Consider the following 16,435-nt stretch of genomic DNA (forward strand, 5'->3'; position numbering starts at 1 on the left):
CCGCGAAGATCGCCGGCTGCGCGTACCCGGTCTGGTTCAACGCCTCCTGATCGTCACCCCACATGACATCCCGCAACGCCGGATCAAGGTTGACGAGCGCGGCGTCCAACGCCTCAGCGAACACCGGGAACGCCTCGTACAGCTCCCGCGCCATCCCGACGCGCTGCGACCCCTGCCCCGAGAACACCATGGCAAGCGGCCGGTTCCGCACCACGCCACTGGCCAGCTCAACGCCGTTCCACACCACCGCCCGGTGATCGAACAGCGCGCGAGTGGTCGCCAACGAGTACCCGACGTCCACCGCCGAGGCACCGCTCTCCACCAGCGCCCGAATCTTCTCGACCTGAGCCTTCAACGACGCCGCGGACTTGGCCGACACCACCAACGGCACCTCGAACGGCAGCTCGAACGGCACCGCCGCGCCCTGCGGAATCGATCCCGATTGGCTGACCCCCTGGGGGGATCCACCCCCCATCCCAATCATCTCAGGCAGGTCTGACAATTCCTGAGCGCTCGGGCTTTCCAAGATCACGTGCGCGTTCGTGCCGGAGACGCCGAACGACGAGACGGCTGCGCGGCGGGCCCGCGACACCGCTGGCCACGAAGCGTTGCCGGTGAGCAGCTGGACCGCGCCCGCCTCCCAATCCACGTGGGACGAAGGCTCGTCGACGTGAAGCGTCTGCGGCACAACACCGTGACGCAGCGCCTGCACCATCTTGATGACACCGGCAACACCGGCCGCGGCCTGCGTGTGGCCGATGTTCGACTTGATCGAGCCGAGCAGCAGCGGCTCGGCTCGATCCTGTCCATAGGTCGCGAGCAGCGCCTGAGCCTCGATCGGGTCGCCCAGCGTCGTGCCCGTGCCGTGCGCCTCGACGACGTCGACGTCCGCAGTGGACAGTCCCGCCGAAGCCAGGGCCTGGCGAATCACCCGCTGCTGCGAAGGACCGTTCGGCGCAGTCAGGCCGTTGGAAGCACCGTCTTGGTTGACCGCGGAACCACGCACGACGGCCAGAACATCGTGGCCGTTTCGCACAGCGTCAGACAGACGCTCTAGCACGACCACACCGACGCCCTCGGACCAGCCGACACCGTCCGCCGAGTCGGAGAAGGCCTTGCAACGACCGTCCGGCGAGAGCCCGCGCTGCCGCGAAAACCCGATGAACGCCCCCGGCGAAGCCAGGACAGTCACACCGCCGGCCAGCGCCAGCGAGCATTCACCAGCACGGAGAGCCTGCATCGCCCAGTGCATGGCGACCAACGACGACGAGCACGCCGTGTCGAGGGTGACCGCGGGACCCTCGAAACCGAACGTGTAGGAGACACGGCCCGATACGACAGATGGCGAGCCACCGGTCGTCTGGTAGCCCTCGGAATCACCTTCGAGCAGCAGCGAGTAGTCGTTGTACATGACGCCGGCGAACACACCGGTCGGGCTTCCCTTCAACCCAACAGGGTCGATACCCGCGCGCTCCAACGCCTCCCACGACGCCTCGAGCAACAGCCGCTGCTGGGCGTCGGTCGACACGGCCTCGCGCGGCGACATGCCGAAGAACTCAGGGTCGAACTGGTCGGCGTCGTGCAGGAAGCCGCCGGACTTCGTGTACGAGGTGCCGATGTGGTCGGGGTCCGGGTGGTAGAGCGAGTCGAGGTCCCAGCCGCGGTTGGACGGGAACTCGGTGATGGCGTCGCGACCGTCGACCACGAGGTCCCACAGCTGTTCCGGCGTGGTGACACCGCCGGGGTAGCGGCAGGCCATGCCCACGATCACGATCGGATCGTCCGAAGTGGACACCAGCGTCGGCAGGGCGGTCGAGGTCTCATCGGCGCCGAACAGTTCGTCCCGCAGGAAGCCGGCGAGCACCGCGGACGTCGGGTAGTCGAAGATCAGCGTGCTGGGCAGCCGCAGCCCGGTGACGCCGGTCAGGCGGTTGCGCAGGTCGACCGCGGTGAGCGAGTCGAAACCGAGGTCCTGGAACGCCTTCGCAGGATCCACTGCGGCCACGCCATCGTGGCCGAGCACGGCAGCGACCTCGGTGCGGACCAGGTCGAGCAACGTGACCAGACGCGCTTCGGGTGCCATCGCGGTGAGCCGCTGGACGAGCCCGGCATCAGCCTGAGCCGCGGCACGGCGAGCCCGCGTCCGGATCAGGCCACGCAGCAGCGGGCGGATCTCGGCGTGGTCGCGCAACGTCGCGAGGTCGAGGCGCAACGGCAGCAGCACCGCGTCCTCACCGGCGATCGCCGCGTCGAACAGCGCGAGCCCTTGCTCCACCGACAACGTTGGCGTGCCGCCTCGGGCCATGCGCTCGGCGTCGGCCTCCGACAGCATGCCGGTCTGGTTCCAAGCACCCCACGCCAGCGACACGGCCGGGAGCCCTTGGTCTTTGCGGTGCAACGCAAGCGCGTCTAGGAACGCGTTGCCCGCCGCGTAGTTCGCCTGCCCAGCGGCGCCGAACGTCCCTGCGGCGCTGGAGAAGAGGACGAACTTGTCCAAGTCCTTCGTGAGCTCGTGCAGGTTCCACGCGGCATCAACCTTGGGCCGCAACACCTTCGCCAGCCGCTCTGGCGTGAGCGACTCGACCACGCCGTCGTCCAGCACTCCAGCCGTGTGCACAATGCTGCGCACCTTGTGCTTCTTCAACACCTTCTGCAGCGCCTTGCGGTCGCTGACATCGCACGCGACCACCGCAACATTGGCGTCCAAATCGGACACGTCAGCCTTGCCGGTGCGGCTGACCAGCACGAGTTCCTTGACGCCGTAACGTTCGACGAGGTGCTGGGCGATCACGCGCCCCAGCCCACCCGTGCCGCCGGTGATCAGCACCGGACCGGCGAACTCGCCGGGTTCCGCCGCCTCGGCGCGGGCGAGCCGTGCCGCGAACACCTGGCCATCGCGCACCCGCAGCTGCGGCTCGTCGATCGCGAGAACCTGCTCGGACACGTCGGCGTCGGTGTCGATGAGCGTGAACCGGCCGGGGTGCTCGTTCTGTGCGGCCCGAACGAGACCGTGCACCGCGCTCGCGGCCAGGTCGTCCTGACGCGTCACGAACACAAGCCGTTCCGCGCGCTCCTCGGCGATCCAGCGCTGCACCAACTCGAGCGCACGGGCGGCGAGAGCGTGCGTCTGCTTGACGACATCCCCGTCGCCAACGAACTCCTCCACCACCACGGCGGCAGCACCGGCCTGAGGCAGCGACACGGGCACCCAGTCGAGCCGGAACAACGAGTCGCGATCCACCCCGCTCACCTGCTGCCCGGACACCGCCCGCGTCACCAACGACCCAACGGTGGCAACCGGCGCACCCGCCGCATCGGCGACCGCGATCACCCACGCGTCACCGTTGCGCCGCAGCCTCACCCGGACCGAGGAGGCTCCGACGGCGTGCAGCGACACGTTCTCCCACGAGAACGGCAGCCCCGCCTCGGTCCCGCCGAAGAACCCACCGGCGTGCAGCGTGGCGTCGAGCAGCGCCGGGTGCAGCCCGAACGCCGCCCCGTCCACCCCTTCCGGCAGCGCGACCTCGGCGAACACCTCGCCATCCGCGCGCCACACGGCCCGCAGCCCCTGGAACACCGGCCCGTAGTCGAACCCGTTCTCCGCGAACCGCTCGTAAGCACCTTCGACGTCAACGCTCTCCGCGCCTACCGGCGGCCATACAGTTGCATCAAAAGCAGGTTCGTCGAAGTCGCTGTTCGAGATACCGCTAGCCAGGAAGCCGGTCGCGTGCTGCGTCCACGACTCATCAGCGCCGTCGGGCCGTGAGAACACCTCGACCGCACGACGCCCGTTCTCCTCAACGCCCACCGCGACCTGAACCCGCACCGCGCCCTGTTCCGGCAGCACGAGCGGCGCGGCCAGCGTCAGCTCGTCGACGCAGTCCAGCCCGACCTCGTCACCGGCCCGCACCGCAAGCTCCAGGAACGCCGTGCCGGGCAGCAACACCTGCCCGAACACCGTGTGATCCGCGAGCCACGGGTGCGAACCCAGCGACAACCGGCTGGTGAACAGATACCCGTCCTGTCCGGCGACGTCGACCGACGCCCCGAGCAACGGGTGCTCGACCCGCGTGAGGCCCAACGCACCGACGTCGCCGGCCCTGCGTACCGCCTTCGGCCAGAACATCTGGTGCTCGAACGCATAGGTGGGCAGATCAACCTTGCGTCCACCTGTGTACAGCGGCGTCCAGTCAACATTGATTCCGTCAACATGTACTTGACTGAGTGCAGTCAACATTGACGCGACTTCACCGCGGTCCCGCCTCAACACCGCCGTGGAACCGTCCACCAACGCGCTCAACTGTGCGTCCGGCCCGATCTCCAGCAACGTGACGTCACCCAGCCGAGTGACGTTCTCGTGGAAGCGCACCGCGTCCCGAACGTGGTTGACCCAGCAGTCGACTGTATTCACTTGCCCCGATGTCGACATCCGGACAACCGGCTCGTGGAACGTCAGGCCGCTGATCGCCTCACGGAAGTCCTCCAGCATCGGCTCCATCAACGGCGAGTGGAACGCGTGCGACACCTTCAGCCGCTTGTGCTTCCACCGCTCCGCAACCTTGACGACCTCGTCTTCAACACCAGCGATCACCACCGTGCGCGGCCCGTTGATCGCCGCGATCGACACACCGGCCGTCAGATGCGGCAGCACCTCTTCTTCTGACGCGATGACCGACACCATCGCGCCACCGGCCGGCAACGCCTGCATGAGCGCCGCACGAGCCGTGACCAGCAGCGAGGCGTCCTCAAGGCTCAGCACCCCAGCGACATGCGCCGCCGCGATCTCACCGATCGAGTGCCCCACCAGGTGATCGGGCCTCACCCCGAACGACTCGATCAACCGGTACAGCGCCACCTCAACGGCAAACAATGCCGGCTGTGCGAACCCGGTCTGGTTCAGCGCTTCCTGGTCATCACCCCACATGACCTCGCGCAACGCGGGGTCGAGGTGCACCAGCGCGGCATCGAACGCCCCGGCGAACACCGGGAACGCCTCATACAGCTCCCGCCCAGCCCCAACCCGCTGAGCCCCCTGCCCGGAGAACAGGAACGCCAACGGCTTCGCACCAGCGACACCCTCGGCAACAACCTCACCGTCAAGCACAACGGCCCGATGCTCGAACAACGCGCGCGTGGTCGCCAACGAGAACCCGACGTCCACAGCAGACACACCACTGTCCACCAACGCCGCGATCCGCTCGACCTGCGCCCGCAACGCCCCAGCCGACTTCGCCGACACCGCCAGCGGAGTCGGCCAGCCCATCGGAATCGATCCCGATTGGCCGGCCCCCTGGGGGGAACTACCCCCCATCCCAATCATCTCAGGCAGGTCTGACAATTCCTGACCGCTCGGCGCCTCCAAGATCACGTGCGCGTTGGTGCCGGAGACACCGAACGACGAGACCCCCGCGCGGCGCGCGCGGGAGACCTCGGGCCACGTGCGGGGCGAGCTCAGCACCTTGACGGCACCGGACTCCCAGTCGACCTGCGTGGTCGGCGTGTCGACATGCAAGGTCTGAGGCAGCACGCCGTGGTGCAGCGCCTGCACCATCTTGATGATGCCCGCGACACCGGCGGCGGCCTGCGTGTGGCCGATGTTCGACTTGATCGAGCCCAGGTAGAGCGGCTCGGAGCGGTCCTGCCCGTAGACGGCGAGCAGCGCCTGGGCCTCGATCGGGTCGCCGAGCTTCGTGGCGGTGCCGTGCGCCTCGACGGCGTCGACGTCCGCGGGCGACAGACCGGCCGAAGCCAGCGCCGCGCGGATCACGCGTTGCTGCGACGGGCCGTTCGGTGCGGTCAGGCCGTTGGAAGCGCCGTCCTGGTTGACCGCGGAGCCGCGCACGACTGCCAGAACCGTGTGGCCGTTGCGCAGCGCATCGGACTGGCGCTCCAGCACCAGCAGACCGACACCCTCGCCCCAGCCGGTGCCGTCCGCCTCGTCGGAGAACGCCTTGCAGCGCCCGTCAACGGAAAGACCGCGCTGGCGGGAGAACTCGACGTAGGTGGTGGGCGTCGACATCACCGTCACGCCACCGGCGACAGCGAGCGAGCACTCCCCCGACCTCAGCGCCTGCGAAGCCAGATGCAAGGCCACCAAAGAAGAAGAGCAAGCCGTGTCGACCGTGACGGCCGGACCCTCGAAGCCGAACGTGTAGGAGACGCGGCCCGAGGCGATCGAGCCCGCGCTGCCCTGACCCTGGTGTCCCTCGAACTCTCCACCGTCCAGAATGGACGCGTAGTCGTTGTACATGACGCCGGTGAAGACGCCGGTCGCACTGCCGCGCAACGAGGCCGGGTCGATCCCGGAACGTTCCAGTGCCTCCCAGGTGGTCTCCAGCAGCAGGCGCTGCTGGGAGTCCGTGGCGATGGCCTCGCGCGGCGACATGCCGAAGAACGCCGGGTCGAACGCGCCCGCCTCGTGCAGGAAACCGCCCGAGATCGAGTAGGTCGTGCCCGCGTGGTCGGGGTCCGGGTGGTAGAGGCCGTCGGTGTCCCAGCCGCGGTTGACGGGGAACTCCGTGATGGCGTCGACGCCGTCGGACACCAGCCGCCACAGGTCCTCTGGCGACGACACGCCTCCGGGGTAGCGGCAGGCCATGCCGACGATCACGATCGGATCGTCCGAAGTGGACAGAGCGACAGGCCGATCCGAGACCACGTCCGAGGCCCCGAACAGCTCGTCCTTCAAGAAACCAGCCAGCACCGCGGAGGTCGGGTAGTCGAACGTCAGCGTCACCGGCAGCCGCAGTCCGGTGACCTCACCGAGGCGGTTGCGCAGTTCGACGGCCGTCAGCGAGTCGAAACCCAGCGACTGGAACGCGCGCGCCGGGTCGATCGTCTCGCCGCCACTGTGCCCGAGCACCACGCCGACCTCGGTGCGCACCAGGTCGAGCAGTGCGCCGAGACGACCGGACTCATCAAGACCAGAGAGCTTCTGCGCCAACGAGGACGACGTGCTGGAGGCGGCCGCGCGACGGGCGCGGACCTTCACCAGGCCCTGCAGCACCGCGGGAACCTCGCCGCGCGTCCGGAACACCGGCAGGTCGAGCCGCAGCGGCAGCACCAGCGAGGCACCGGAAGACAGTGCGGCGTCGAAGAGTTCGACCCCTTCCTCCGGCGTGATCGGCGGCATGCCGGACTTCGCCAGGCGTTCGGCGTCGGCACCGGACAGCATGCCCGTCCCGGCCCACGCACCCCACGCCAGCGAAACCCCCGGCAGTCCGGCAGCGCGCCGGTGCTCGATCAGAGCGTCGAGGAACGTGTTGCCCGCCGCGTAGTTGCCCTGGCCGGACGAACCGAAGACGCCCGCACCGGACGAATAGACGACGAACGCCGAGACATCGCCCGCCAGCTCGTGCAGGTTCCACGCGGCGTCGACCTTGGGCCGCAACACTGCGGACAAACGTTCGGGCGTGAGCGACTCGATGACGCCGTCGTCCAGCACGCCGGCGGTGTGCACGATCGAACGGATCTGGTGACCCGCAAGGAGGCTCGCAACCGCGTGCCGATCCACGACGTCGCACGCCGCGACGGTGACCGACGCGTCCAGATCCGCCACCCAGTCCGGCGTCTCACCGCGCCGGCTCACCAGCACCAGATCACGAACACCATGTGCGGCAACGAGATGCCGCGCGATGACCTGGCCGAGCCCACCGGTACCGCCGGTGATCAGCACAGGTCCTTCCAGCACAACGCCGTCACCGGCGGCGATCCGGGCGACGCGCGGCACGAACACCTCGCCGCCGCGCACCCTCAGCTGCGGCTCGGCACTGGCGAGCACCGCGTCAGGCAGGTCGCCGTCGGTCTCGACCAACGCGAACCGGCCGGGGTGCTCCGACTGCGCGGCCCGCACCAGTCCCCACACCGCCGACGCACCCAGATCACCCTGCTGCGTCACGAAAACGAGCTTCTCGGCACGTTCGGCCGCGATCCACTCCTGGATCTTCGCCAAGACGCCTGCTGTCAACACATGCGCGGACTCGACCGGAGAGCCTTCACCAGCAACATGCTCCACGACGTGAGCTGCCGGAACCGCCTCGGTGAGCATGATCGGCACCCAATCCAGCCCGAACAACGCGTCCTGCGCCGCACTGAGCTGCTGCGCCGACACAGCCCGTGTCACGAGCGACCCGACCGTCGCCACCGGCGCACCGGCCGTGTCAGCGATGGCTATCTCCATCGAGCTGTCGCCGGTGGTCCGCAGACGCACCCGCAGCACCGTGGCCCCAACCGCGTGCAGCGCAACACTTTCCCACGAGAACGGCACCGCGCCCTCGGTCCGCTGGTCGGCGAACGCCACCGCGTGCAGCGCCGCGTCCAGCAGTGCCGGGTGGATGCCGAAGCCGTTGGCTGTCACGTCCTCGGGCAACGCGATCTCGGCGAACACCTGGTCGCCCAGCTTCCACGCGGCCCGCAGCCCCTGGAACGCGTGCCCGTAGTCGAACCCGAGCTCCGCGAACCGCTCGTACGCACCCTCGACCTGCACGGCCTCAGCGCCAGCAGGCGGCCACACGGAGGCGTCGAACTCCGCAGCAATAGTTCCCGAAGCCAGGAAGCCTGCCGCATGCTCGGTCCACGGCAGGTCGCTGTCCTCGGGACGGCCGTGAATCGCGATCGCCCGACGATCACCGTCCGCGCCGACCCGGATCTGCACCTGCACAGCACCCGACTCCGGCAGCACCAGCGGCGCCGCGATCGTCAGCTCGTCAACGCTGTCGAGGCCCACCTCGTCCGCGGCCCGCAACGCGAGCTCGACGAGCGCCGCACCAGGCACCAGCACCTTGCCGTGCAGCGAGTGGTCTCGCAACCACGGGTGGGTGCGCAGCGACAGCCTGCTCGTGAACAGCAGGCCCTCTGTGTTTCCTCCTGGCCCGGCAAGCTCGACGGCTGCGCCGAGCAGCGGGTGCTCGATCGCGCCGAGACCGGCCGACCGGACATCCAGGCGTGTGGAGACCTCAGGCCAGAACGTTCGCTGCTCGAATGCGTACGTCGGCAGGTCAATCTTCCGGCCATGTTGACAGAACTTGTTCCAATCAACATTGACGCCGTCAACATTGATTCGACTCAATGCAGTCAACATTGACTTGACCTCGTCAACGTTGCGCCGCACCGCGGGCACGCACCCGTCGACCATCGCGGACAGCACACCGTCGGGCCCGATCTCCAGGAACTTCACGTTGCCCAACGCGGTGACGTTGTCGTGGAACCGCACGGTGTCGCGAACGTGGTCGACCCAGTAGTCGACGGTGTCCACTTGTCCGGATGTTGACATCTGGACAAGCGGCTCGTGGAAGGTGAGTCCGCTGATCGCCTCGCGGAAGTCGTCGAGCATCGGCTCCATCAACGGCGAGTGGAACGCGTGCGACACCTTCAGCCGCTTGTTCTTCCACTTCGACGCGATGGCGAGCACTTCTTCTTCGACACCGGCGATCACCACGGACCGAGGTCCGTTGACCACCGCGATCGACACACCGTCAGTCAGGTGCTCACGCACCTTCTTCTCGGACGCGACCACCGACACCATCGCGCCACCCGCCGGCAACGCCTGCATCAGCGAAGCGCGCGCGGTCACGAGCTGACAGGCGTCCTCGAGCGACAGCACCCCGGCGACGTGGGCGGCCGCGATCTCACCGATCGAGTGACCCGCAACGCGACTGGGCTTCACGCCGTAGGACTCGAACAGCCGGTACAGCGCCACCTGGAACGCGAACAGCGCGGGCTGCGTGTACCCGGTCTGGTTCAGCTTCTCCTGGTCGTCGCCCCACATGACCTCACGAACGGCCGGGTCGAGGTGCACCAGCACGGCATCGAGCGCTTCAGCGAACACCGGGAACGCCGCGTACAGCTCGCGCCCCATGCCCACCCGCTGCGACCCCTGCCCGCTGAACAGGAACGCCAGCTCACCGGTCCGCGCCACCCCGGACGCCAGCACCTCGCCGTCCAGCACCACCGCCCGGTGATCGAACATCGCCCGCGTGGTCAGCAACGAGAACGCGATGTCCGCCGCATCCCCAGGCCACGCCTTGATCGCCTCTACCTGACCTTCGAGCGACACCGCCGACCTCGCCGACACCAGCCACGGAACCGGGTTGTCCACAGGTCCCGAGTTGTCCACAGAAACCGAGGACGGGGTTGCGGACTCGAGGATCACATGCGCGTTGGTGCCGGAGACGCCGAACGACGAGACGCCCGCGCGGCATGGGCGGGAGACTTCGGGCCACGAGGTCGCGGCGGTGACGAGCGAGACTTCGCCCGCTGTCCAGTCGATGTGGGTGGAGGGCTGGTCGACGTGCAGGGTCGCGGGCACGACGCCGTGCCGCATCGCGTGGACCATCTTGATGATGCCGGCGACACCGGCGGCGGCCTGCGTGTGACCGATGTTGGACTTGATCGAGCCGAGCAGCAGCGGCGAGGGCCGGTCCTGGCCGTAGACGGCGAGCAGTGCCTGGGCCTCGATCGGGTCGCCGAGGGTGGTGCCGGTGCCGTGGGCCTCGACGACATCGACGTCGGCGACGGACAAGCCGGCGGAAGCGAGAGCCGAGCGGATCACGCGTTGCTGCGACGGGCCGTTCGGGGCGGTGAGGCCGTTCGAAGCGCCGTCCTGATTGACCGCGGAACCGCGCACGACAGCCAGAACCGTGTGGCCGTTGCGCAGCGCGTCGGACTGGCGTTCCAAAACGAGCAGGCCGACGCCCTCGCCCCAGCCGGTGCCGTCGGCGGCGTCGGCGAAGGACTTGCAGCGGCCGTCCATCGCCAGACCGCGCTGCTTCGAGAAGGCGACGAACGAGCCCGGCGTCGACATCACGGTGACGCCGCCGGCCAGCGCCAGCGAGCATTCTCCGTTGCGCAGTGCGGAAGACGCGAGGTGCAGGGCGACCAGGGACGAAGAGCACGCGGTGTCGACGGTGACCGCGGGGCCTTCGAGGCCGAAGGTGTAGGCGACGCGGCCGGACAGGACGCTCTGCGCGGTGCCGGTGCCCTGGTAGCCCTCGAAGATGTCGTCGGACACCAAAGTCGAGTAGTCGTTGGACATCACGCCCGCGAAGACGCCGGTCTTGGAGCCGCGCACCGAAGCCGGATCGATGCCCGCGCGCTCGAACGCCTCCCACGCGGTCTGCAACAACAACCTGTGCTGGACGTCCGTGGCGAGAGCCTCGCGCGGGGACATGCCGAAGAAGTCCGGGTCGAACGACGGTGCGTCGTGCAGGAAGCCACCCTGCATGACGTGGGTCTTGCCGGACGCGTCAGGGTCCGGGTCGTAGAGCGAGTCCAGGTCCCAGCCGCGGTTCGCCGGGAAGCCGGTGACGCCGTCGCGCTCCTCGAACACCAGGCGCCACAGGTCTTCCGGCGACGACACACCGCCGGGGTAGTGACAGGCCATGCCGACGATCACGATCGGGTCGTCGGAAACCGCGCCCGGCAAGACCTCCGGCACGAAGACGTCGGCGCCGAACAGCTCGTCGAGGAGGTAGGCGGCCAGGGAGCCGGCGGTCGGGTAGTCGAAGATCAGGGTCGCGGGCAGCCGGATGCCGGTCGAGGCGGTCAGGCGGTTGCGCAGCTCGACGGCGGTCAGCGAGTCGAACCCGAGGCCCTGGAACGTACGCGTGCGGTCCACTTCGGACGCACTGCCGTGGCCGAGCACCGCGGCGACCTCGGTGGCGACCAGGTTCAGCAGCGCTTCCAGGCGTGCGCCGGAACCGAGACGCGACAGCTCCGCGACAAGGCCTTCCGCCGCAAAGGACTGCGCGGCCGCACGACGTTTCGGCGTCTTGATCAGGCCACGCAGCAACGGTGGAGGTGCGCCGTGCTGCCGCAGTGCCGGAAGGTCCAGACGAAGGGGCAGCAGGAAAGCGTCGGAACCGGCGGCACCGGCGTCGAACAGCGCGAGGCCCTCGGACACCTTCAACGGCGGCATGCCGGAACGGGCGATGCGCTGCATGTCGGCGTCCGACATCGCGGCGGTCATGCCCGAGGTCTGCTCCCACGCACCCCACGCCAACGCGACCGCGTGCTGCCCGGAAGCCCGGCGCACCCGTGCCAGAGCGTCGAGGAAAGCGTTGGCAGCAGCGTAGTTCGCCTGGCCGGCACCGCCGAACGTGCCTGCCGCCGAGGAGAACAGCACGAAAGGCACGTCAGGCAACAGCTCGTGCAGGTGCAGCGCCGCGTCCGCCTTCGGACGCAGAACCGTCGAGATGCGCTCTGGCGTCAAGGACTCCACGACACCGTCGTCGAGCACGGCGGCCGTGTGCACCACGCCGCCGACAGAGTGCCGCGACAGCAACGATTCAAGCGCGGAACGATCGGAGACGTCGCACGCCTCGACGATCACGTCGGCACCCAGTTCCTGCAACGCCGAAACGTCGGCAGAACCGCCACGCGAGACCAGTAGCAGCTCACGAACACCGTGTTCGGCGACGAGATGCATGGCCACCAGCTGGCCAAGTCCACCCGTACCACCGGTGATCAGCACGCGACCGGACCACGTGAGCGACGAGGTGGGCAACGCCGCCCGCGCAAGCCGTGCCGCGAGAACGACACCGTCGCGAATCGCCAGCACCGGCTCGTCGGTCGTCAGTGCGTGTAACACCGCGCCGACAGAGGCGTCCGAGAAGTCCAGATCCACCAGCACGAACCGGCCGGGATGCTCGGACTGCGCTGACCGGACCAGACCCCTCGCGGCGGCGGCAGCGAGATCATCGCCATCGACCGCACCCCGCGTCACGAACGCCACTCGTCCAGACCTGGGCAGCGCTTCCTGGATCAGCGACAGCACCCGCGCACACGTTTCGCGAACATCAGTGCCGACAACAGGAACCAGCGTCAGATCGGCGTCCGTCAACTCGGTGACGACCGGACCCGCCGCCAGCGACAGCACGTCCGGCCCGAGCACCGCGACGGTCTGCTCGGCGAACCCGACCGGCAGCTCCACGGGCGCCCACTCGATGCGGAACAACGAGTCGCGCTCGACCTGAGAACCCAGCTCGTCGACTGGAACCGGCCGCGTCTGCAGAGCTTCGACGGACGCGACAGGAGCACCGGTCGCGTCGGCGACGGCGATCTCCATCGAGCCGTCCTCGCCCCGCGACAGCCGCACCCGCACCGCGGACGCGCCCGAAGCGTGCAGAGACACGCCCTGCCACGAGAACGGCAACCCGCCCCTGCTGATCGAACCCAGATCACCGAACCCGGCAGCGTGCATACCCGCGTCCAGCAGCGCCGGGTGCAGCCCGAACGCCCCGCCGTCGACGCCCTCCGGCAGCGCGACCTCGGCGTACACCACGCCGTCGCCACCGCGCCAGACCGCCTGCAGGCCCTGGAAAACCGGGCCGTAGTCGAAGCCCATGTCGGTGAAGCGCTCGTACGACCCCGCGATGTCGACGACCTCGGCGCCGGCGGGCGGCCACACCGAAGCGTCGAACCAGACAGCGGACACGCCCGAGCCGAGCACACCGGAGGCGTGCTGAAGCCAAGGCGTGTCAACAGAACCCTCAGGCCGGGAGAAGATCGCCACCGAGCGTTGGCCGGCAGAGTCAACAGCACCAACGGAAACCTGCACCTGAGCCGCGGTGTCCGGGGTGAGCACCAGCGGAGCGGCCAGCGTGAGCTCCTCGACGCGGTCGCAGCCGACCTCGTCCGCGGCCCGAACGGCGAGTTCCAGGAACGCGGTGCCGGCGAACAGAACCCGCCCCATCACCACGTGATCCGCGAGCCACGGGTGCGTCGCCAGCGACAGCCGCGACGTGAACAGGTGCCCCGCAGAGCCGGCGAGCTCCACGGCCGCGCCGAGCAACGGGTGCCCGACCGCGCCGAGTCCTGCGCCGCGCACGTCACCGGACTGGGTCTTCGGCCGCGGCCAGAACCGCTGGCGCTGGAACGCGTACGTCGGCAGGTCGACCCGCTCGGCCCCGGAGCCCTCGAACAACCGCGCCCAGTCGACCGGAACGCCCGCGACGTGCAGGCGCGCCAAAGCCGTCACGAACGCCAGTTCCTCGCCGCGGTCCTTGCGCGAGGTGGGCACCGCGTCGTCGACCAGCGCGGCCAGCACGCCGTCCGGGCCGACCTCGACGAAGGTCTTGTCCCCCATCGCCGTCACGGTGTCGTGGAAGCGCACGGCGTCGCGGACGTGCTGCACCCAGTACTCGGGTTGTTCGGCGTTCCCACGAACCACCACGGGGATCGAGGGATTGTTGAACGAGATACCGGAGATCGCCGCGCGGAAGTCGTCCAGCATCGGCTCCATCAGCGGCGAGTGGAACGCATGGCTGACTGGCAGCTGCTTCGACTTGCGGGGCGTAGAACCGTTGAGCTGTTCGACAATGCTGCGCGCCTCGTGTTCAACACCGGCGATGACCAGCGAAGCCGGGCCGTTGATCGCGGCAATCGAGACGCCGTCGGTCAGGAGCGGAAGCACTTCTTGTTCGGTGGCCTGCACGGCGATCATCACGCCACCAGCCGGAAGCGCCTGCATCAACGAAGCCCGCGCGGTCACCAACGCGCAGGCGTCTTCCAGGGAGAACACCCCGGCGACGTGCGCGGCCGCGATCTCACCGATCGAGTGGCCCGCCACCTGCTCCGGCACGAGTCCGAACGACTCCAGCAGCCGGAACATGGCGACTTCGAAGGCGAACAACGCGGGTTGCGTGTAGCGGGTCTGATCCAGGACGGCGGGGTCGTCTCCCCACATCACTGAGCGCAGGTCGGGGTCGAGGTGCGCGAGGGCCGAGTCGAACGCGGCGGCGAACACCGGGAACCTGGCGTGCAGCTCACGTCCCATGCCGATGCGCTGGGACCCCTGTCCGGAGAACAGGAACGCGAGAGTGTTCTCGTCGGCGGCCACACCGCGGGCGAGCTCGGTGCCGTCCGGCAGCACCACGGCACGCTGTTCGAACGACGCACGGGCGGTCGCGAGGGTGAACGCGATGTCGAGCGGCGCCAACGCGTCCACGACCGACTGGAGCCGAACCCGCTGCTCCTCCAACGCACCCGGAGTACGCCCGGACAGAATCCAAGGCACCACAGCAGGTGATGAAGAGACCTCGGAAGCTTCAACGACCAGCGCCGGAGCCTGCTCGAGGATCACGTGCGCGTTCGTGCCCGAGACACCGAACGCGGACACACCAGCACGCAGCGGACGGTCAACAGAAGGCCAGGGCCGCGCGTCCTCGAGCAGGGACACGTTGCCCTTGGTCCAGTCGACCTGCGTGGAAGGCGTGCCGAGGTGCAGGGTCTGGGGCAGCAGGCCGTTCTGCAGCGCCATGACCACCTTGATCACACCGGCGACACCCGCGGCGCCCTGCGGGTGACCGATGTTGGACTTGATCGACCCCAGGTAGAGCGGCTCGGCCCGATCCTGTCCGTACACCGAGAGAATCGCCTGCGCCTCGATCGGGTCGCCCAGCGTGGTGCCCGTCCCATGTGCCTCGACAGCGTCCACATCGGACGGTGCGAGACCACCGTTCTGCAACGCCTGGCGGATGACGCGTTGCTGCGACGGCCCGTTCGGCGCGGTCAGGCCGTTGGAAGCGCCGTCCTGGTTCACGGCGGACCCGCGGACCACGGCGAGGATCTTGTCGCCGGCGCGCTGAGCGTCGGAAAGCCGCTTCAGAACAAGCACACCGACGCCCTCGGACCAGCCTGTGCCATCGGCGTCGTCGGAGAACGCCTTGCAGCGCCCGTTGCCGGCGAGCCCGCCCTGCGAGGTGAAGGCGGCGAACCCGGCGGGCGTCGTCATGACCGCGACACCACCGGCCAGCGCCAGGTCGCATTCACCGGCGCGCAAAGCGGAAGAAGCGAGGTGCAGCGCCACCAACGACGACGAGCAGGCGGTGTCGACGGTGACGGCGGGGCCTTCCAGCCCGAGCAGGTAGGAGATGCGGCCGGAAAGCACGGAAGCGGCGAACGCGGTCGTGGCGTAGAGGCCGACGTCCTCGCCCGAGCGCGAGAGCAGGTCGGCGTAGTCCTGCGAGGTGGTGCCCATGAACACGCCGGTCTTGGTACCGCGCAACGATTGCGCGTTCACGCCCGCGCGCTCCAGGGCCTCCCAGGAGGTCTCCAGGAGCAGGCGCTGCTGCGGGTCCATGACCACGGCTTCGCGGGGCGAGATGCCGAAGAACCCGGCGTCGAACGACGCCGGGTCTTCGAGGAAGCCACCTTCGATCGTGGCGCTGTTGAGGTCGGAGACGTCCCATCCGCGATCGGCGGGGAATCCGCCGATCACGTCCCTGCCTTCCGCGACGATCTGCCAGAGGTCCTCCGGCGAGGCCACCCCGCCGGGGTACCGGCAGCCGATGCCCACGATCGCGATCGGTTCCACCGCTGCCGCGATCAGCTGCTGGTTCTGCTTGCGCAGCCGGTCGATCTCCTTCAGTGACGACCGCAGAGCCTCGACGTACTGGTTAGCAGAGGTGGTCATCGCGCTTCCTTCTCGGATCGCCCG

Annotated in this window: 1 protein-coding gene (only partly in view); it reads right to left on the bottom strand. The window is 68.8% G+C overall.

Translation table 11 applies throughout. The features are described from left to right. A protein-coding gene (locus tag ACWGE0_RS19475; protein ID WP_452262287.1) for an SDR family NAD(P)-dependent oxidoreductase crosses the window boundary here: on the bottom strand, window positions 1-16,411 show its 5' portion. Its footprint begins 13,391 nt before the window's first position; only the first 16,411 of its 29,802 coding nucleotides appear in the window; its start codon is at window positions 16,409-16,411; the stop codon falls past the left edge of the window. Window positions 16,412-16,435: the final 24 nt, after the last annotated feature.

The sequence above is a fragment of the Lentzea sp. NPDC054927 genome, from assembly GCF_053610285.1.